This window comes from Kitasatospora sp. NPDC048662 (assembly GCF_055587065.1).
Genome location: NZ_JBVJHA010000017.1, coordinates 50,440 through 69,838, shown reverse-complemented (window position 1 = coordinate 69,838; position 19,399 = coordinate 50,440). Strand labels below are relative to the sequence as shown.

Here is a 19,399-nt window from a genome sequence, read left to right as displayed (position 1 = left end):
AGCCGATAGGACGGAGGACGGCACTTCTGCCGTTCATCCGGTCATCCGACCTTGGGGGGTTGGCGTGAGGTTCAGAAAACGGCTCGCCGGGCTGCTCGTGGCCCTGCTCGCATCCACCGGACTGATGGCGGCGCCCGCGGCACACGCGGAAACCGCCGTCCTCGGCAACAACACCATCGGCACCGCCACCGACTCCGGCGACTCCAACTACATCAACACCTCGCGCTTCGTGACCGGCTCCAGCGGCGGAACGGTCAACAGCGTCAGCGTGTACGTGGGCGCCGTCGGCTCCACGCCCAACGACCAGTACCAGGTCGCGGTGTACGGCGACGTCGCCGGCAAGCCCGGCGCGCTGCTCGGCTCCTCCGCCTCCGGCACGCTCACCGCACACGCCTGGAACACCCTGCCGGTCACCGCGACCCTCGCGCCCAACACGCCCTACTGGCTGGCGTACAACTCCAACGGCGTCTCCGCCGCGGTCAACAACCTCAACTACTCCACCGGCGGCCAGAGCGGCTACTCCACCGGCGGCGCGGCCTTCGGCAGCTGGCCCAGCAGCTTCGGCGCCGTCTCCACCGGCAACCTCAACTACTCCATCTACGCCACCTACACCCCGTCCGGCGGCGGCAGCGGCACACCCGGCAACGGCCCCGGCAACGAGGGCCCGATCCTGCTGGTCACCGACCCGGCCAACCCGTACACCTCGTACTACGGCGAGATCCTCAAGGCCGAGGGCCTGAACTACTACAAGACCGCCGACCTCGGCACCGTCACCTCCGCCACCCTCGCCCAGTACGACGTGGTGCTGCTGGCGGAGAACCAGCTGACGGCCGCCCAGACCACCATGTTCACCAGCTGGGTGAACGGCGGCGGACGGCTGGTCGCGATGCGGCCCGACAAGCAGCTCGCCGGGCTGCTCGGCCTCACCGCCACCACCGACACACTGGCCGACTCCTACCTGAAGATCGACACCACCGCGGCGCCCGGCACCGGACTGACCTCCGACACCATGGGCTACCACGGCACCGCCGACAAGTACACGCTGAACGGCGCCACCGCCGTCGCCACCCTGTACAGCGACGTCGCCGTGCCCACCACCAACCCCGCCGTCACGCTGCGCACCGCCGGCACCGGCCAGGCCGCCGCGTTCACCTTCGACCTCGCCAAGTCCGTGGTGCAGACCCGCCAGGGCAACATCGCCTGGGGCGGGCAGCAGCGCGACAACGTGGACGGCATCGAGGCCAGCGAGATGTTCTTCGGCACCGGCGGACAGCTCAACTGGAACAACCTCGACAAGGCACAGATCCCGATCGCCGACGAGCAGCAGCGCCTGCTCGGCAACCTGATCACCACCATGGACGCCGCCAAGAAGCCGCTGCCGAAGTTCTGGTACTTCCCCCGCGACGTCAAGGCCGTCGTGGTGATGACCGGCGACGACCACGGCATCGGCGGCACCACCGGACGCTTCGACGGCTACATCGCGCAGAGCCCGGCCGGCTGCAACGTGGCCAACTGGGAGTGCGTGCGCGCCTCGTCCTACGTCTACGCCAGCGGGCCGATGACCGACGCCCAGGCCAAGGCCTACTCCGACCAGGGCTTCGAGATCGGCACCCACATCACCACCAACTGCACCCCGTGGGGGACCCCCGCCGACCTGGCGAACGTCTACACCACCCAGATCGCCGCCTGGAAGGCCAAGTTCCCGTCCCTGCCCAACGCGGACAGCACCCGCACCCACTGCGTCGAGTGGGACGACTGGGCCACCCAGGCCAAGACCAAGCTGGCCAACGGCATCCGGCTGGACACCGATTACTACTACTACCCGGCCAGCTTCGTGCAGGACCGGCCCGGCTACTTCAACGGCACCGGGCTGCCGATGAAGTACGCGGACAGCAACGGCGCCACCATCAACGAGTACCAGTCCACCACCCAACTCACCGACGAGTCCGGGCAGTCCATGCCGGGCACCGTCAACACGCTGCTGGACAACGCGTACAACGCCAAGGGCTACTACACCGTCCTGACCGCCAACATCCACACCGACTACGCCGCCTCCACCGCGTCCGACCAGGTCATCGCCTCGGCCAAGGCGCACGGCACCCCCGTGGTCTCCGGCCGCCAGCTGCTGAACTGGCTGGACTTCCGCAACGGCTCCGCGTTCTCCGGGATGGCCTGGAACGCGAACACCCTGAGCTTCAGCATCACCGGCGGCGCGAACGGCCTGCGGGCCATGGTCCCGGTCAACTCGGCGGGCGGCACCCTCACCGGCATCAAGCAGGGCACCACCGCCGTCAACTACCGGATCGAGACCATCCACGGCATCACGTACGCCTTCTTCGACGGCAACGTGGGCTCGTACACGGCGACCTACGGCACCGACACCGTCCCGCCGACCGTCACCGGCTCCGTCCCCGCCAACGGTGCGACCGGCGTCGCCGCCACCGCCCCGGTGAAGGCCTCCTTCAGTGAGCCGGTCCAGGCCGCCACCGTCAACTCCACCAACGTCACGCTGAAGACCACCAGCGGCGGCACCGCGGTGGCCGGCACCGTCGCCCTGGACTCCGCGACCAACACCGTCACCTTCACCCCGAACGCCGCGCTCTCGCTCAGCACGGGCTACACGCTGAGCGTCGCCAACGTGAAGGACCTGGCGGGCAACACCCAGGCCGCCGCCTACACCGCGGCCTTCACCACCGCCGGCGCCCCGCCGCAGACCATCGGCAACAACACCATCGGCACCCAGCTCGACGACACCAACTCCAACCACCTCAACGGCTCGAAGATCACCACCGGCGCCTCGCCGATCGCACTCAGCTCGCTGAACGTGCACATCGGCCAGACCAGCGCCTCGCCCAACAACCAGTTCCAGATCGCCGTCTACAGCGACAACGGCGGCTCGCCGGACGCCCTGCTGGCCACCAGCTCGGTGGGCACGCTGAGCGCCAACGCCTGGAACAGCGCCGCCGTCACCTACACGCTGGCCGCCAACACCACCTACTGGCTGGTCTACAACTCCAACGGCACCAGCTCCACCGTCAACAACATGCACTACAGCTCCGGCCCCGCCGGGTCCGGCGTCTACAGCAACGCGAGCGTCCCGTTCGGCACCTTCCCGGCGAGCTTCGGAACCGCCGTGAAGGACAACCTCGTGTACTCGCTGTACGGGGCCTACTGATCGGGCCCGGTGGTCCTGCTCCGCAGTCCCACTGCCGGGGCGGTTTGTGTCACAACTCTGTGACCAAGCCGCCCCGGCGGCTTTTTGAACCTGTTCAGAAGTGGCCTTCGGGCTCTAGAGTCACCGGCACGACCAGGCGTGCGACTGGCCGAAAACCTTCGTGCGCCCGCATTCTGAGGGGGTTTCATGTCCCAGTCCACCGGCTCCAACGGCCCTGGTGGTTCCACCGGCTCAGGTGGTCCCGGCGAACAGCCGCAGCCGGCGAACCCGTTCGCGGCACCTGCGGGACCGCGTCCTGGGGCGTCCGGGAAGGGGGCGCCGGTGGGGGCTGCTGCGGGTGCGATGGGCTCGGCGGGTGCGGTGGGCTCGGTGGGCTCGGCGGGTGCGGTGGGCTCGGTGGCGGCGGGCTCGGTGGGCTCGGTGGGGGCGGTGGGTGCTGGGGGAGCGAATCCCTATGCGCCGTACCAGCACCGGCCGCTGGATCCGCTGCCCGAATCGGAGTGGCTGCGGCCCAGCAAGGCCCGTCCTGCCGCGCCCGCCGGGCTGCGGGTGCTGGCGGCGGCGGGCGCGTCCGGGCTGGTCAGTGCGCTGGTGCTGGGTGACGGACTCGGAGTCAACCTGCTGCTCTGCGCCGTCGCGGGTGCGGTGGGCGCCGGGATGACCGCGCTGGCCACCGGGCGGCGCGTCAAGCCCTGGCACCTGGCGTTCGCTGCGGCCGCGCTGCTGCTCTGCCTGGTGCCGGCCGTCAGCGGTGCGGACGGGGCGGTGACGCTCGCCGTGATCGCCGCGATATGCATCGGCTCGCTCACCCTGCACGGCGGTGCCCGCTGGGTCGGAGTGGCGATGGGATCGATCGGCCTGTGGGCCCACTTCCTGCCCGGGCTCGCCTGGGGAATCCGGTCGCTGAAAGAGCGTCGCTTTCCGGCCAAGGCTCGTGCCGGGCAGGTGGTGAAGGCCGTCGGAGTCTCCCTGGTGCTGCTGGTGGTCTTCGGCACGCTGTTCGCCGGCGCCGACTCCACCGTCGCCGACCTGCTGAGCCACCTCGTCCCCTCGATGGAGGCCGGGGAGACCCCGCTGCGGTTCGTGTACTTCGTCGGCGGAGTGCTGCTCGCTCTGGGCGCCGCGCACACCGCCGCCGCCCCCCGCCGCTGGGACCGCACCAGGACCCGGGCCGGCAAGGAGCGCGGCCGCCTGGAGTGGGCGATGCCGCTGGCGGTGATGAACCTGCTGTTCGGCACCTTCGTGGTGGTGCAGCTGGTGGTGCTGATCGGCGGCTACGGCTCGATCATGCGCCGCACCGGGATGACCCCCGCCGCGTACGCCCGCCAGGGTTTCTGGCAGCTGCTCTGGATCGCCGTGCTCACCCTGGTGGTGGTCGCGCTCGCCAAGTACTGGGCGCCGCGCAGCAACGCGGGCGACCGGCGGCTGGTCAAGGTGATGCTCGGACTGCTCTGCACGCTCACCCTGGTCGTGGTCGGCACCGCCCTGGTCCGGATGAGCCTGTACATGGACGCGTTCGGGCTCACCCGCCTGCGAGTCAACGTCGCCGCGACGGAGATCTGGCTCGGCCTGGTCTTCCTGATGGTGCTGTTCGGCTCCGTCCTCTCCTCCCGCCGCTGGCTGCCCCGCGCGGTGGTGCTCAGCGCCGCCCTGGCCGTGGCGCTGTTCGGCCTGCTGCGGACCGACGGCCTGATCGCCGACCAGAACGTCGACCGCTACCGCGGCGCCGTTACCCAGCTCGACGTCAACTACCTGCGTGGCCTCTCCGTTGACGCCGTGCCCGCTCTTGACCGGCTGCCCGACGATCTGCGCACCTGCGCGCTCCAGCCGATCGCCGCCGAGCTGGCGGACCAGCCCACGCCCTCCTGGTACGCCATCAGCCGGGCCGAGGCCCGCGCCCGGGAGATCCTCGCGGCACGGCCCGTGGTTTGGGACCTGGGCGAGGCCTGCCGACGGGTCGGGCTGCCCACGTACCGGGTCGAGGCCCGCTGACCTTGGGCCGCTGACGTTGGGTCGCTGGCGTGGTCCGCTGTCGTGGTCCGCTGTCGTGGTCCGCTGGCGTTGGGCCGTTGTCGTCGGGCCGCTGACGTGGTCCGCTGACGTTGGGGCGCTGATGTTGGGCCGTTGTCGTCGGGCCGTTGTCGGCGGTGGCTGTTGGAGGGTGGGGGAGGGGCCGAGTGCCGTCCCCCCACCCTCCTTGCGTGTCAGGCCGCGTGGTGCGGCGTCACATCGCCATGCCGGCTGGGGCTTCGGCGGGCAGGTCGGCGACCTTCGCCTTGACCACGAACACCGCGGACAGCAGCGCGACCACCGCGAACGCCACACCCACCACGAAGGCGTGCGAGACGGCGTGGGCGAGCACCTCGTTGGCCCACGTGCTGCCGGGTGGGAAGGTCTGGTGCTGCTGGGTGTACTGCAGATCGGCCGGGGTGGCATGGGCGAGGAAGTCCGGCTGCTGGCGGTTGCCCTCGGAGGTGGCCGCCTTGGCGAAGACCGTGGTGAGTATCGACAGCCCGACCGAACCGCCGATCTGCTGCACCGAGTTGAGCAGGCCCGAGGCCGCACCCGTCTCGTGCGCCGCAACCCCGGAGACCGCCATCAGCATCACCGGGACGAAGATCAGACCCATGCCGAAGCCGAAGGTGACCGTGGGGCCGAGCACGCCCAGGGCGTAGCTGCTGTGGACGTCGGTCCGAGTCAGCCAACTCAGCCCGATCGTCACCAGCACGCTGCCGGTGGCCAGGAACGGTTTTGGCCCGAGCCTGGCCTGGAAAGCGGAGGCGAGCTGCGCGGCGACGATGATCGCGACGCTGATCGGCAGGAAGGCCACACCCGCTTTGAGCGCGCTGTAACCGAGCACGCGCTGAACGAAGAGCGTGACGTAGAAGAAGATGCCGAACATGGCCGCGGCCAGGCAGAGCATCATGATCAATCCGCCGGTGCGGTTGCGGCTCCGCAGCAGTCGCAGCGGGGTGATCGGCTGGGCGGTGCGCTGCTCGATCACCGCGAACGCGACCAGCAGGGCCGTGCCGACGGCGAACGAGGCGATCGTCACGCCGTCGCCCCACCCGGCCTTCGGGTCCGCGGCGTGGATGAACCCGTACACCAGGCTGACCAGGCCGAGGGTGGAGGTGAGCGCGCCGGGCAGGTCGAAGGTGCCCGGGTGCCGTTCGGACTCGTTGATGTAACGCGGCGCGGCGACGGCGATCAGCGCGGCGATCGGCACGTTCACGAAGAACACCCAGCGCCAGTTCAGGTACTCCGTGAGCACGCCGCCGGCCAGCAGGCCTATCGCGGCGCCCGAGCCGGCCACCGCCGAGAAGACACCGAAGGCGCGGTTCCGCTCCGGCCCCTCCTTGAAGTTGGTGGCGATCAGCGCGAACGCCGTCGGTGAACAGATCGCACCGACGATGCCCTGCAGCGCGCGGGCGGCGAGCAGCATGCCACCGTTCTGCGCGAAACCGCCGAGCAGCGAGGCCAGACCGAACAGCAGCACGCCCACGACGAACACCCGCCGGCGGCCGAGTATGTCGCCGGCCCGGCCGCCGAGCAGCAGCAGGCCGCCGAACGTCAGCGTGTAGGCGTTGATCACCCAGGACAGGTTGGTGGTGGAGAACTTCAGGGCGTCCTGGATGTGCGGAAGCGCGATGTTCACGATGGTCGCGTCGAGGACGACCATGAGCTGAGTGGCCGCGATGACCGTGAGCGTGATGCCCTTGTGCTGGTCGCGACCGGCCCCCGGCGGAGCCGACTTGCTGAGCATGTCGGAGATAGCCACTGTTGTGCCCCCTGCTGACTGCTGCTATCGGTTGCTGTCTCGGTAAGGTGCTCGGCGATGCCATTAGTGAACGGTCTCGTTCACTGCGGGGGACATTAGTCGGCGCCGATAGTGAACGCAACCGTCTTTTAGGGTGGATGACGATGGATCAGCCGGACCGGCGGCAGTCGGCCGACGGCCCCGTGGAGGGAGCCCCGCTGCGCAGGCGCGGCAAGGCGCTGGAGGCCGCGATTTTCGAGGCCGCGCTCGACCAGCTCACCTCCGGCGGGTTCGCCCGGATGACGATGGAAGGCGTGGCCGGCGCCGCGCAGACCGGCAAGGCCGCGCTCTACCGGCGCTGGGCCTCCAAGGCGGACTTGGTGATGGACGCCCTGGTCGCCGTGATGCCGCCCCCCGCCGACATTCCCGACCTCGGCTCCGCGGAGGCCGAGCTGCGGCACGTCATCCAGGGCTACATCGCGGTGCTGGACTCCCGGACCGGTGCGGCCGTCCGTGCCCTGATGGGTGAACTCGACCACGAACGCGCCGAGTTCTTCAAGGGCTTCCTGCACGAGCGGGTGGTCGGGCCGACCACCGAGGGCATCCTCGGCATCCTGCGCCGCGGCGAGGCCCGGGGCGACGTCCGCCGGGGCGCGGCGGTGTCGATCGTGGCCGACGTGCTGCCGGCGATGCTGCTGTACCGCGCCAAGTTCTGGGTCGGGGCGATCGACGACGAGTTCTGCGAGGACCTGCTCGGACAGGTGCTGCTGCCGGCGATCCGGCCGTAACGCGCGCGGGGCGGGGCGGTGGCGGTGAGTGGTGGGTCCGGGGTTGGCCCGGGTCCGGCTCGGGTTCGGCGCGGGTCCGGCTCGGGCGGCCGGGCTGTCCGGGCGGCGGCGTAGGCTGAAAGCAGCCGCGAGCGTCCTCGGGCGCGGCCCCGGCTGTTGGCCTGCCCAGTGAAGGAACCCTCGATGCCGTACGACCCCCCGACCCACTCGGTCGAGCGCTCGCTGCGCCGGGCCGGAGCCCGCCTGGTGGTCGGGCTGGACGAGGTGGGCCGCGGCGCCTGGGCCGGGCCGGTCATGGTCGGTGCCGCCGTCACCGGCCTGCGCCGCCCGCCGGAAGGGCTCACCGATTCCAAGCTGCTCACCGAGCGGCGCCGGGAGGCGCTCGTCCCGATCCTGGAAGGCTGGGTGACCGCCTACGCGATCGGCGCCGCCTCGCCCCGGGAGTGCGACGACCTCGGCATGACGGCCGCGCTGCGGCTGGCCGCCGTCCGAGCCCTGGAGTCGCTGCCGGTGCAGCCCGACGCGGTGATTCTGGATGGCAAGCACGACTACCTGGGCGGCCCGTGGCGGGTCCGCACGGTGATCAAGGGTGACCAGTCGTGCGTCTGCGTCTCCGCCGCCTCGGTGCTGGCCAAGGTCCGGCGGGACGCGCTGATGGCCGAACTCGGGGTGGAGCATCCGGCGTTCGCGTTCGAGGAGAACGCCGGCTACCCCTCGCCGACCCACCGCGCCGCACTGGAGGAGTTCGGGCCCACCGAACACCATCGCCTGTCCTGGGCCTACATGGATGCCCTGCCGAAGTGGAGCCACCTCAAGCGTCAGCGGGTCCCGATCGACACCGGCGAGCAGCTCTCGCTCGGTTTCTGAGCGCCCTCGGTGTCGCAACGCGCCCTGGCGCAGTCGCACAATCCGATGGTCTGCTTCGACCGCCGGGAGCCTTCGGAGCGCCTCGGAGGCGACCATATCCGTTCGTTTCTGACGGTTCGTCAACATTCACCCACCCGTCACTCGGGCGTTGTCGTGTGCCCGCGCTCGGGCGGCGACACTTTCAAGTGGTGGGGTGCCCGTGCGCATCCGACCGGCATTTGATAGGAATCCGGGTATGCCTGTCTTCCCCGAGGAGCCGGAGATTCACGAGACGATCCCGGGCCCCGGCGTTCCCCTTCCCCACAAGTCGGACGCACCTGCCCCCCGTATGCCTTCCTCCACCGCTGTCGCCGCTCCGGTCCCGGGCCCTCGCCCCGGCCCGCCGCGTCCCGCACCGCCCCGTGCGGACCGTCCGATTCCCGGTCCGCGGCCCGCACCCCGACCCAAGCCCGGCAACGCGCCGCGCCCCGGCCGGCCTACCGTTCAACTCCTGCCCGTCGCTGCGGCCGAGGCGCTCGACCGTGCCAATGACGCCGTTGACGCGCTGTTGGAGTCCGGCCGCCGCCCCGGCGACGTGCTGGTCCTGACGGTCGGTGCCGCGCACCCCTGGCAGGAACACGAGCTGAGCTTCGGCGAGGACAGCTACTGGGCTCAACTCGCCGACGGCGGCGACGTGTTCTACGCCGACGCCGCCACGACTCGGACACTGCACCGCGACGTGGTGGTTTTGGTGGTCAACGAGAACCACGCGGAGCGGGTCGCCGCGGCGGCGGGCAAGGCGCTGGAGCGGGCCGCGAAGCTACTGGTGGTCTGCGGCGAGACGGACACCGTCGCCCCGCTGTTCGCCTGACCGCCTGGCCGCCTTTTTGTCGGCCCGTCGGTCCGCCTGACCGTCGGTCCATCGATCCATTGGTTCGTCTGGTTCGTCGTGCCGGTCCGGCTCCGCCTGCGGGCGGGGCCGGGTCGTCGGCGTTCCCTGGTTCCGCTGGGTCTCAACACGGTTGTCCTGCAACGCCGTTGGGTGCCGGGTCGGGCGAACGTGGGGCGTCGGCGGGCTTTGGTGTTGTTGCGTCGTGGCACGTCGGGCCGGCCGGTTCGGTGAGCGGGCCGCCGTGGGCGGATGACCGTTCAGCGGGCGGCGGTTCGGCGGATCGCCCGGCTGTCGCGGCCGGCCTCCAGGGCGCGGATCGCGTTCAGTGAGGTGACCGGGGCGACCGGCGGCTCCAAGGGGACCGGTGGCGCCGGCGGCGCGGATCGCTCGGAGTCGGCGCCGGACGGGATACGCGGCGGCAGTTCGGTGACGGTGTGGATCGGGCCGAGGGCCCACGACCCGGAGTGCGGGTTGCGCCCGTGCCGGCCGTCGCCGAGCGACTGCCAACCGGCAGGAGTGAGCGTCAGGTAGGAGCCGCAGCGCAGCCCGTGCAGTTCGGCGGCGGCGCGCAGCGCCCACATCCAGGCCCCGTCCTGCTCGGTCCAGTCCGGCCCGCCCTCGCGGCAGCGCAGCAGGACGGCGGTGCGGCTCGGGGATATGCGCTTCAGGTCGTGCGGGGTGACCCGGCGCAGGTGGCCGAGCAGGGCGTTGCGGTGGTCCCAGCCGTCGTTGAATTGCGGGCGGACGCCGAAGGAGGCCGACGCCACCACCCGGTGCTCGGGGTCGAGTACCGCGACCACCGTGGTGCCGGGCTGCGGGAGGTGCCGCTGGTGAAGTTCGGTAACGAACTCTCTGGGTGCGCGAAGGAGGGGTATGCCGAGGCGTTCCCACTCCTGCAGCGTGATGGCCCGACGGCCGTCGTAGTGGGAAGGACCTCGGTCGATGCCGTTGATCACGATCCTCCTTCCCGTGCCCGCGCTCCCGAAGGTGCGCGGGCGTACGCCGAAGGCCGGGTCCGACGGACCGGGCGCTGGATACCTTCCAATTCTCTGGCGAGAGCGGCCGGGCGGCAATGATGAACTGACAAACGCCGCCCGGAACCCGCCTAATTGCCGGAGATGTCCCAGCCCCGCCATGCAGCCATTCGGCTGACCACTGGGTGAGCGGGCTGTGGACGGCTGGAAACCGTCCGGTGAACGGGGCTCGGCGTCCGGGCGTGCCCGGCTGCCGGGCTTGGCGGTGAGCTCGATCGAATCGCCCTCACCCCCGGACAGCCAGGACGAGTGGGAGCACCGCGGTGGCGCCGGCCTGGCGGAGCAGATGGGCCGCGACCGTCAACGTCCAGCCGGAATCCACCAGGTCGTCGACCAGCAGGACCGGGCCGGGAGTCGCGGCCAGCGTGTCGGCCAGGCCCGGGGAGAGCGTGAGGGCTCCGAAGACCGAGCGCAGCCGCTGGGCGCTGTTGCTGCGCGGCCCGTGCGGGGGCTCCCCGGTGGCGTACGAGACGCGACCGAGGAGCGGCATCCGGCCGATCGAGGCGAGGCCACCCGCGAGGTCGGACACCAGCTGTGGTCGGGTGGAGGAATCCAGCGCGACCACGCCGATCGGGCGCTCCAGCCGGGTACCGTCCGGACCTTCCGGCCCGGCCCAGCCACCCGGGCTGCGCGCCCAGTCCGCCACCACGCCGACCACGGCGTCCAGCACCTCACGCGGCAGCGGCCCGTCCGGGGAACGCTCGTCGAGCAGCGAGCGCAGCCGGCTGCCCCAGCCGATGTCGGAGAGCCGGCCGAGAGCGCGCCCCGGCTCGGCCTGCTGGGCGGCGGGGATGCGGCCCCGCAGCGGGATGCCGAGGGACTCCATGCCGGTCGGCCACATTCGCCTGGTTTCGAAGGAGACACCCGGGCGGCCGAGGGCGGCGCGGGCAGCGCCCGTGGTCTCGGCCGACACCTCGGTGGAGTGCTGGGCGTGGGTGCACCGGTCGCAGCGCCCGCACGGGGCGGCCTCCGGGTCGTCGAGCTGGCGGCGCAGGAACTCCATTCGGCAGCCCTCGGTTGCGATGTAGTCCCGCATCGCCTGCTGTTCGGCCGCGCGGGCCCGGGCGACCTTGGCGTACCGCTCGCCGTCGTACCGCCACGGCTCGCCGGTGGACTCCCAGCCGCCGCGCACCCGGCGGACCGCGCCGTCCACGTCGAGCACCTTGAGCATGGTCTCCAGCCGGGAGCGGCGAAGATCGACCGAGGTTTCCAGCGCCGCTGTGGAGAGTGGGCGACCGGCCTCGGCCAGAGCGGCGAGGGTGCGGCGGACCTGCTCCTCGGGAGGGAAGCCGATCGAGGCGAAGTACCGCCAGATCGCCTCGTCCTCCCGGCCCGGGAGCAGCAGCACCTCGGCACGGTCGACGCCACGGCCGGCGCGGCCGACCTGCTGGTAGTACGCGATGGGGGAGCTCGGCGAGCCGAGGTGGACCACGAAGCCGAGATCCGGCTTGTCGAAGCCCATCCCGAGCGCGGAGGTGGCGACCAGGGCCTTGACCTGGTTGGCCAGCAGGGCTGCCTCGGCCTCGCGGCGTTCGGCGTCCTCGGTCCGGCCGGAGTAGGAGGCGACCGGGTAGCCGCGCTCGCGCAGGAACTCGGTGACCTCCTCGGTGGCGGCGACCGTCATGGTGTAGATGATGCCGGAGCCGGGCAGGTCGGCCAGGTGGTCGGCGAGCCAGGCCAGCCGGTGTGCCGGGTCGGGCATCGAGAGCACCGAGAGGCTGAGGCTCTCCCGCTCCAGCGGGCCGCGCAGCACCAGGGCCTGCGCGTCACCGACGCCGGTGCCGAGCTGCTCCGCGACATCCGCGGTGACGCGGGCGTTCGCGGTCGCCGTGGTGGCCAGCACCGGGACGCCGGGGGAGAGCTCGGCGAGCATGGTGCGCAGCCGTCGGTAGTCGGGCCGGAAGTCGTGGCCCCAGTCGGAGATGCAGTGCGCCTCGTCCACCACCAGCAGGCCGGTGGAGGCGGCCAGCTTGGGCAGAACATGATCGCGAAAGTCGGGGTTGTTGAGCCGCTCCGGGCTGACCAGCAGGACATCGACCCGGCTGTCGGCGACCTCCTGCTGGATCTCCTCCCACTCCTCCGGGTTGGCCGAGTTGATCGTCCGGGCATGGATGCCCGCCCGGGCGGCCGATTCGACCTGATTGCGCATCAGCGCCAGCAGGGGCGAGACGATCACCGTCGGACCGGCTCCGCGCGCGCGGAGCAGCGCCGTGGCGATGAAGTAGACGGCGGACTTGCCCCAACCGGTGCGCTGCACCACCAGGGCGCGGCGACTGTCGACCACCAGGGCCTCGATGGCCTTCCACTGGTCCTCGCGCAGCGTCGCGGAGGGCCCCGCGAGGCTGTGCAGCACGGCTTCCGCGGCGGCCCGGACGGCTTCGCGGTCGGCTGGGGTGGTCGGGTGGAGTTCGCGCGTCTGCATGAGGTCATGGATACCGTGCTTCACGGACGGACCGCGAATGGCAGGCTGTGGACAACCTGGCTCTTATCGGGTGATATGCCGTCAGATCTGGCTGTTCGGGCCGGAATTGTCCGCCATTAGGGGGAGCTGATGCTGAACCCCCCGGTTTATCCACAGGGCGAGCGAAATATCCGCAGTGATGGCGGAATCGGGTCCACCCTTTCCGCCATGACCGCAGACGACCGCACCACCAAGCCCTCCCCGCGCCCCGGCCACCTCCCGGTCCGGCTGCGCGGGCCCGCTGACATGGCGGAGATGCTCCCCTACCTGCTGGGTTTCTTTCCCGACGACAGCATCGTCGCGGTGGGCCTGCAGGGCCCCGCGCTCGATCAGGGCGGGGTGATCCGGATCGACATTCCGGCGGATCCGGAATCCTGGGAGCGCACCGCCGAAGAATCCGCCCGGCTGCTGGTCGAGCTGTCCGAACAGCGCGACCGCCGCCCCGTCCAAGTCCTGCTGTACCTGTGCCGGGATCCCGCAGACGGCACGCCAGTGCCGGAGGGGCAGCAGGCCGTGCTGGAGGATCTCCGCCCGCTGGCGGCCGCCCTCACCCGGGCCTTCCAGGGCCAGCAGGTGATCGTCAAGGAGTCGCTGTGCGTCTCGGCGGGCCGCTGGTGGTCCTTTCTGTGCACCGGAGTCGACTGCTGTCCGCCGGACGGCACTCCGGTCCGTGCCGCCCACCAGCCCAGCCCGCTCGCCGCCGCGGCCACCTTCGCGGGCCTCGCCCCGCGGGGCAGCCGCAAGGCGATCGTGGCCGGCCTGGCGCCGGTGGGCCCGCCGCTCTGCGAGGTGCAGCGCCGCGCGTTGGAGGACGCCGGGCCGCCGTTCATCCGTGAGCTGGCCGGCCCCGGCGGCCGTCATTCGGCAGTCGAGCGCACCGAGGAGCTACTGGCCAGCGCGATGGCCGAGTTCCGCAACGGCGCCCGGGAGCTCGACACCAGGCGGACGGCCCGGGTCCTGATCGGCCTGCAGGACAAACTCGGCCGCGATCGCGCCGCCGAGTACGCCGAACAGCACGAACTCGCCACCGCCCAGAAGCTGTGGCGCTACCTCATCCAGCGCTGCGTCGACCCGTTCGAGCACCTCGCCGCCCCGCCGATGACGCTGCTGGCCTGGACGTCCTGGCTGGCCGGAGACCCCGCCACGGCAAGGGTCGTACTGGCCAGAGCACTGGAACTGGACCCGGACTACACACTTGCCCAACTGCTCTACGAATCGCTGAACTCCGGCATCGCCCCGGAGGCCCTGCTCCGGGTGGTCCGGAGCGAACGTGCCACCCGGCTGCGCGGGGCGGGCATCCCGCAGCATCCCGAACTCCCGCCGCCGGGCGGGGAGTCGGGAGCCAACCGTCCCGCCGGTCCCTCGCGGACACCCGCTGTCCCGCCCGGGCCCACGCCCTGTGCCGGCTCCGAATCGACGGAAGCCATCGGGGCAGGCAAGAGCGGATCCGGGCTGGACCGATCGCGCTCAGAGCCCGTGCCGGGCAAATCCGATTCCGGTGAGGACGACAGCCCAGGCGGCGGTCGGTCGACAACCTCGCCCGATGCCGCGTCAGCCGCCGTCCACCGGCCGGGCGGTGAGCACCGACCGTGCCCGCTGCGGGCCGCGGCGCCGCGAATCCCCAGGCCCCGCAGCAGGGCACCCCGACACCAGCAGTCCACCGGAGGCTGACATGCGTACGCCCACCCCGCGCCCGCGCGGCAAGCGGCTAGACCTCGCCGCGCGCCATCCGCATCAGGCGGTCCAGCACCCGGCGGCCGCTCACCCGCACTCCATCGTGCTCCCACTCGTTGGTGATCCAGGTCCGCACACTGGCCACCGCGTCCGCGGTCTCCAGCGAATGCGCCGTGTCCACGTACATGTCGTCGTGATACACCGCCGCGTACACCGGTACCTGGTTCGAAGCCAGGCGCTGCGGGTCGTACAGGTCGGGCCACTCGGTGCGCTCGGCCAGCAGCTGCGCCGTCTCGCGCAGCGGCCGCAGAGACGGGTCGGTCTCGAACATCCAGGGGTAGATCATCTCGCCGGTGAGCAGTACCGGTCCGTCCCCCGCCAGCGCCGCCGCAGCGTCGAACTCGGGAAACTCCTTGCGCACCCGCTCCGCCGACCAGTCGGTGGCCCCGCCGTCGACCGAGCGCTGCCCGTAGATCGACTCGTGCAGCACGGCGTACAGCGGCCCCTGGGCGAAGGACAACTGCGCCTGCGCCCCCGCCAGGAAGGTGTCGGAGAGCTCCGGCCCGTCCGGTCCCTCCACCCAGGCCTCCTCCAGCAGGTAGTGCAGGACGAAGGAGCCGGTGCCACTGCCCAGCATCATGCCCAGCGCCTGGAAGGCCTGGACGGTGAGGAGCCCGCCGTCCGGCAGGGGCGCAGGCTGCTCGATCAGGTGCGCCGCGATTCGCCGTACCGCCGCCACGTCCTGGGGGAAGCGCGCGTAGTGCCCGGCGTTCTTGCGGGCGACCCGCGGGTACGCGGCGCGGTAGACCTCGTCAGCCGAGCGGCGAAGCCCGGCCAGCCCGCCGGTGACGAACGCCTCGCGCAGGCCCTCCGGGGCCAGCGAGAGGTAGGTGAGGGTGCAGAAACCACCGAAACTCTGTCCCAGCAGGCTCCACCGGCCGTCCTCGCCCAACAGCTGGCGGCGGATCAGCTCGGCGTCCCGGACGATCGAGTCGGCGCGGAAGTGCGCCAGGTAGTCGGCCTGCTGCCGGGCGTCGCCGCGCCGGGCCAGGCTCTGCCGGTTGGCGGGCGTGGAGCGGCCGGTGCCGCGCTGGTCCAAGAGCAGCACCCGGTGGTCGTCGAGCGCCCGGTCCAGCCAACCGTCCCGGCCGAGCGGCCGGTTGGCCTTGCCGCCCGGTCCGCCCTGCAGGTACAGCAGCCACGGAAGCTCGTCGTGCTCGCGTCCGGCGGCCACCACCTCGCGGGCGTAGACCTTGATCGCCTCGCCGCCCGGAGCTCCGTGGTCCAGCGGCACCCGGAAGACATGATCCGTGGCGACGATCCCGGGGATGCGGCTGAGGGAGGACATGCAACTCCTAGGAGTGAGCTGGTCACAGGCTGGTTGCGGCGCAGATCACCGAGGTCACCGGTGGTTCCGTCGTCGTGCTCGCACCGTATCCTGACGGCGGACAGGAGCCGCCAGGGGGCGCCCGCCAGAGGCGGAGAACCCCGAACGGCGCCACGACACAGCGGGCGCCCCGGGTGCCGACCGCAGACCGCCGATGGACCGATGGCGCGTGGCTGCATCCGACCGGAGGTCCGCCGGACAGGCGTGACCTCGGGCAGGTGTGCGGCGTTCAACCAGCAGAACGCCGCAACCAAATCCGGCACCGCCGGGCCCGTAGCGGCCAGGGCGACCGTGTCGGGCATCGGTCACGCGTCGCTCGACCCGGCACCGCCGGGCCACGCGCGACCCTGGCGTCCGGGCCGGGGCTTCATCCCGGTCGGGGCGGAGCGCCGGCGATCCGGTCCCGCCCAGGTAAGAGCCGCGTGTTCCGGCGGCAGAGCAGCACAGTCCGCGATCGAGCACGCTCGCGGCCGGCCGAGCCCGCAGCCTTCGGCCGGTCGAGGGGAGGAGAGCCTGGTGACCGATTCAAGGCCACCCCACGCAGCATCCCAACCGCTGCCACCCGCCAACCCGCCCGCACCGGGCGGCATTTCGGCACCCACCGGAGCATCGGCTTCCCCCGTCCCCTCACACCTGGCGGGCCCGCCGAATCCCCGCCAGGCCACGCCCCCCTTCGGCACACCCACCGGCCATGCGCCTGGGACGCCCGGCGCGGCCCTGACGGTTCCCGGCGGAGCCCAGGCCCTTGGCACCCCGGCACTTGGCACCCCCGCGCATGGCACGCCGTTCGCGGGTACCGCCGCCCAGCCGTACGGAGCCCCGCTCAGCACGCCTCCGTACGGCACACCCAGCACGCCCACGCCGTTCGCGCCGGGGGCAACTCCGCCGTACGGCACGCTCACCACGCCCACCCCGTATGCGCCAGGGGCGACCCCGCCGTACGGCACCCTGACCCGGCCGGGTCCGGGTGTGACGGCTCCGGGGGTGGCGACACCGGGGCGCGGTGGGGCGGGCGCGTGGTCGGAGCAGGTGGCCGGTGCGGCCGCCCCGGGGGCGGCCCGCCAGTCGAGCCCGGCGGTGGTGCCACGACCGCAGCCGTCGGCGGCGCACGACATCCTGTGCGTCAACGCCCCGGGCATGGCGGCCTCCGGTCCGGACGGGCAGCTTCGAGGCCAGAGCCTGCACGGCTTCTTCCGGCACGGGGTGCGCACCCTGGCCAGGATGGAGTTGCGCCTCGGTGGCGTGGAGCCGCTGCCGCTCCAGGGCACCCTGACGTCCGTGGCGGCGGCGCGCTTCCTCGGCTCGGTCCGGGCACCGGGCGATCTCGACCCGGATCCGGCGTTGACAGTGGAGCGGCTGCGGCACGCCGACGGTGCGGAGACCGTGACGGTCCGGAACACCGGTGCCCGGCCGGCCCGCCTCCCACTGGAGATCGCCCTGGGCACCGACCTGGGCCAGCTCACCGACATCGCGGCGGGTCGGCGCTCGGCCGACCTACCGGGCCAGGTCCAGTCCTCGGGCCTGCGCTGGGCCGGGCAGGGCCGCGCGGCCACCGTCAGCGCCCGCCCGTCGCCGCATGCAGTGCTGGCCGGTGCGGGCGTGCTCCGGTGGGACTTGGAGATCCAGCCCGGGGCCCGTTGGTCCGTGGATCTGCAGGTGGAGCTGGAGGCACCGTCGGCCGGTCGTCCACCGACGGGGCGCGGCCCGGGTGTGCCGCTGCCGTGGTCCGAGCCGGAGGTCCGGGCCGACGACCGCCGCGCCGCACGCCTGGTCGGCCGCGCCCTGGACACACTGGGCGGGCTGCTGCTCGCGGACGCGGACCGTCCGACCGACCTGTACACCGCCTCGGGCGCCCCCTGGCGTTTCGGCCTCACCGCCGCGGACGCGCTCTGGGCAGCCCGGATGACGCTGCCGCTCGGCACCCGGCTCGCCGCCGGAACGCTCCGCGCGACGGCCCGCCGCCAGCACCTCGCGCCCCAGCAACCGGCAGGCGTCGTCCGCCCGGTCGAGGGCGGCACGGCTGACGGGGCATCGAGCCCGTCTGCGGTCGGCCCGGCGCAAGCCGGGAGCGCGTCGGGGGCCGGCGGCTCCGGAGGCGCTCCGGCCGCGCAGCCTGCCGCAGTTCAGGGTGCGGGCAGCCCGTCCGCCCCCGGGGCGGAGAGCGGCGCGGCGACACAGGCGATGGACGGTGTGATTCCCGGGCCGCTGCGGCACGGAGGTCCCGAGCTGCCGGCGAGCTGCACGGCCACGGAAGCGACGCTGCTGTTCGTCACGGTGCTTGCGGAGGCTTGGCGTTGGGGCATGCCCCGGGCCGAGGTCGCCGAGCTGCTGCCGGCCGCGGAGCGTGCCCTCGGGGCGCTGCGGGCCGCGGTGGCGGAGGGGCCGGTCGGGTTCGTCACCGACCTCGGCCGCCCGGCGGAGGAACGGGCCGCGCGACCAGGTCCGGCCAGGTGCGAAGTGCAGGCGCAGGCGCATCGGGCGGCGCTCCAAGGGGCGGACTTGCTGGAGGCGTTCGGCCGCCCCGGGGCGGCCGAGTGGCGGGCCTGGGCGGCCGAGTTGAGGGAACGGTTCCGCGAGCAGTTCTGGATCGACGACCTGTCAGGTGGTCGGCCGGCAGCCGCGTTGCTGGCCCCGGACCGGCCGGTGCCGGCCCTCGCCTCCACCCTGGTCCACCTCTTCGACGTCGGGCTGGCTGCCGAGGGCGAGCTGCACGAGGGCCTGCTCGACCGGGAGCAGACCAGGTTGCTCGCCCAGCGGCTGGTGACGCCCGAACTCGACTGCGGGTGGGGCCTGCGGACGTTGAGCGCGAAGTCCCCACGGTTCAATCCGCTCGGCCACCGCAGCGGCGTGGTGCGGGTGCAGGAGACCGCGCTCGCGGTGAGCGGGCTGGTGGACGCCGGGTTCGAACGGGAGGCCGAGATCCTGCTGGAAGGCCTGCTGGAGGCGTCCGCACACTTCGAGTACCGGCTGCCGGAGATGTACGCGGGCGAGCAGAAGGTTGCCGACTGCCCACCGGTGCCGCACTCGGCGGCCTGCCGTCCGGCCGCCATGTCGGCGGCCGCTGCCGTCCACCTGGTGCTCTCGTTGGCCGGTGTCCGGCCCGACGTCCCATCAGGGCGGGTGGCGACCCGCCCGGCGAGCACCGCCCCCCTGGGGGCATTGGAACTGACCGGCCTGCGGGTGGCCGGTGAGCCGTTCTCGGTCCGGGTCAGCAGGATCGGGGTCGCGGTCGTGGAGGAGGCGCCGTCGTTCCTGCAACTGGCCGCCAGCTGACCGCCTTCAAGCGGTCCAGAAGCCGGGAGAGGCGATGGGAAGCACGCGGGAAGCACGCGGGAAGGAAGTGGGAGGGAGGCCGGAAAGGAGGCCGGAACAGGGCCGTGGTCTG

Annotated in this window: 11 protein-coding genes; 7 read left to right on the top strand and 4 right to left on the bottom strand. The window is 72.2% G+C overall.

The window, feature by feature from the left end:
• The first annotated feature begins 64 nt into the window (after nucleotides 1-64).
• Both ACZ6R9_RS31005 and ACZ6R9_RS31000 read left to right on the top strand, forming a co-directional pair.
• The gene (locus tag ACZ6R9_RS31005) at nucleotides 65-3,175 is read left to right on the top strand and encodes an Ig-like domain-containing protein (RefSeq protein ID WP_380486889.1); all 3,111 of its coding nucleotides are present in this window, start codon (nucleotides 65-67) and stop codon (nucleotides 3,173-3,175) included.
• Between the two features lie 321 nt (nucleotides 3,176-3,496).
• On the top strand, nucleotides 3,497-5,167 hold the full coding sequence (locus ACZ6R9_RS31000; protein ID WP_465541885.1) for a DUF4153 domain-containing protein: 1,671 nt from the start codon (nucleotides 3,497-3,499) through the stop codon (nucleotides 5,165-5,167).
• Nucleotides 5,168-5,399: 232 nt separating this feature from the next.
• On the opposite strand, the gene ACZ6R9_RS30995 is transcribed toward ACZ6R9_RS31000, so the two are convergent.
• Entirely contained in the window at nucleotides 5,400-6,953 is a 1,554-nt protein-coding gene (locus tag ACZ6R9_RS30995) for an MFS transporter (RefSeq protein WP_465541883.1), read from the bottom strand.
• Nucleotides 6,954-7,090: 137 nt separating this feature from the next.
• On the opposite strand from ACZ6R9_RS30995, the gene ACZ6R9_RS30990 reads away from it, so the two are divergent.
• The 3 genes from ACZ6R9_RS30990 to ACZ6R9_RS30980 all read left to right on the top strand — a co-directional run bounded on the left by ACZ6R9_RS30990 (nucleotide 7,091) and on the right by ACZ6R9_RS30980 (nucleotide 9,437).
• Complete coding sequence (locus ACZ6R9_RS30990) at nucleotides 7,091-7,720, top strand: TetR/AcrR family transcriptional regulator (protein ID WP_380486895.1); 630 nt, start codon at nucleotides 7,091-7,093, stop codon at nucleotides 7,718-7,720.
• 183 nt (nucleotides 7,721-7,903) lie between these two features.
• The gene (locus ACZ6R9_RS30985; RefSeq protein WP_380486897.1) at nucleotides 7,904-8,587 is read left to right on the top strand and encodes a ribonuclease HII; all 684 of its coding nucleotides are present in this window, start codon (nucleotides 7,904-7,906) and stop codon (nucleotides 8,585-8,587) included.
• Nucleotides 8,588-9,134: 547 nt separating this feature from the next.
• Entirely contained in the window at nucleotides 9,135-9,437 is a 303-nt protein-coding gene (locus tag ACZ6R9_RS30980; RefSeq protein WP_380486899.1) for a hypothetical protein, read from the top strand.
• A 278-nt stretch (nucleotides 9,438-9,715) separates the two neighbouring features.
• Here the strand turns inward: ACZ6R9_RS30980 and ACZ6R9_RS30975 are convergent, their stop codons facing one another.
• The gene (locus ACZ6R9_RS30975) at nucleotides 9,716-10,411 is read right to left on the bottom strand and encodes a hypothetical protein (RefSeq protein ID WP_380486980.1); all 696 of its coding nucleotides are present in this window, start codon (nucleotides 10,409-10,411) and stop codon (nucleotides 9,716-9,718) included.
• 307 nt (nucleotides 10,412-10,718) lie between these two features.
• Nucleotides 10,719-12,914: a RecQ family ATP-dependent DNA helicase gene (locus ACZ6R9_RS30970; RefSeq protein ID WP_465541880.1), complete on the bottom strand. Its 2,196-nt coding sequence runs from the start codon at nucleotides 12,912-12,914 to the stop codon at nucleotides 10,719-10,721.
• A gap of 207 nt (nucleotides 12,915-13,121) precedes the next feature.
• Here ACZ6R9_RS30970 and ACZ6R9_RS30965 point away from each other — a divergent pair, with 207 nt between their 5' ends.
• Complete coding sequence (locus ACZ6R9_RS30965) at nucleotides 13,122-14,624, top strand: DUF4192 domain-containing protein (RefSeq protein ID WP_465541879.1); 1,503 nt, start codon at nucleotides 13,122-13,124, stop codon at nucleotides 14,622-14,624.
• A 37-nt stretch (nucleotides 14,625-14,661) separates the two neighbouring features.
• Here the strand turns inward: ACZ6R9_RS30965 and ACZ6R9_RS30960 are convergent, their stop codons facing one another.
• Nucleotides 14,662-15,975, bottom strand: coding sequence for an alpha/beta fold hydrolase (locus ACZ6R9_RS30960; RefSeq protein WP_465541878.1), 1,314 nt, complete (start codon nucleotides 15,973-15,975; stop codon nucleotides 14,662-14,664).
• 1,068 nt (nucleotides 15,976-17,043) lie between these two features.
• Here ACZ6R9_RS30960 and ACZ6R9_RS30955 point away from each other — a divergent pair.
• Nucleotides 17,044-19,287 (top strand): glycogen debranching N-terminal domain-containing protein, encoded by a 2,244-nt coding sequence (locus ACZ6R9_RS30955; RefSeq protein WP_465541948.1) that lies wholly within the window; start codon nucleotides 17,044-17,046, stop codon nucleotides 19,285-19,287.
• The last annotated feature ends 112 nt before the right edge of the window (nucleotides 19,288-19,399 follow it).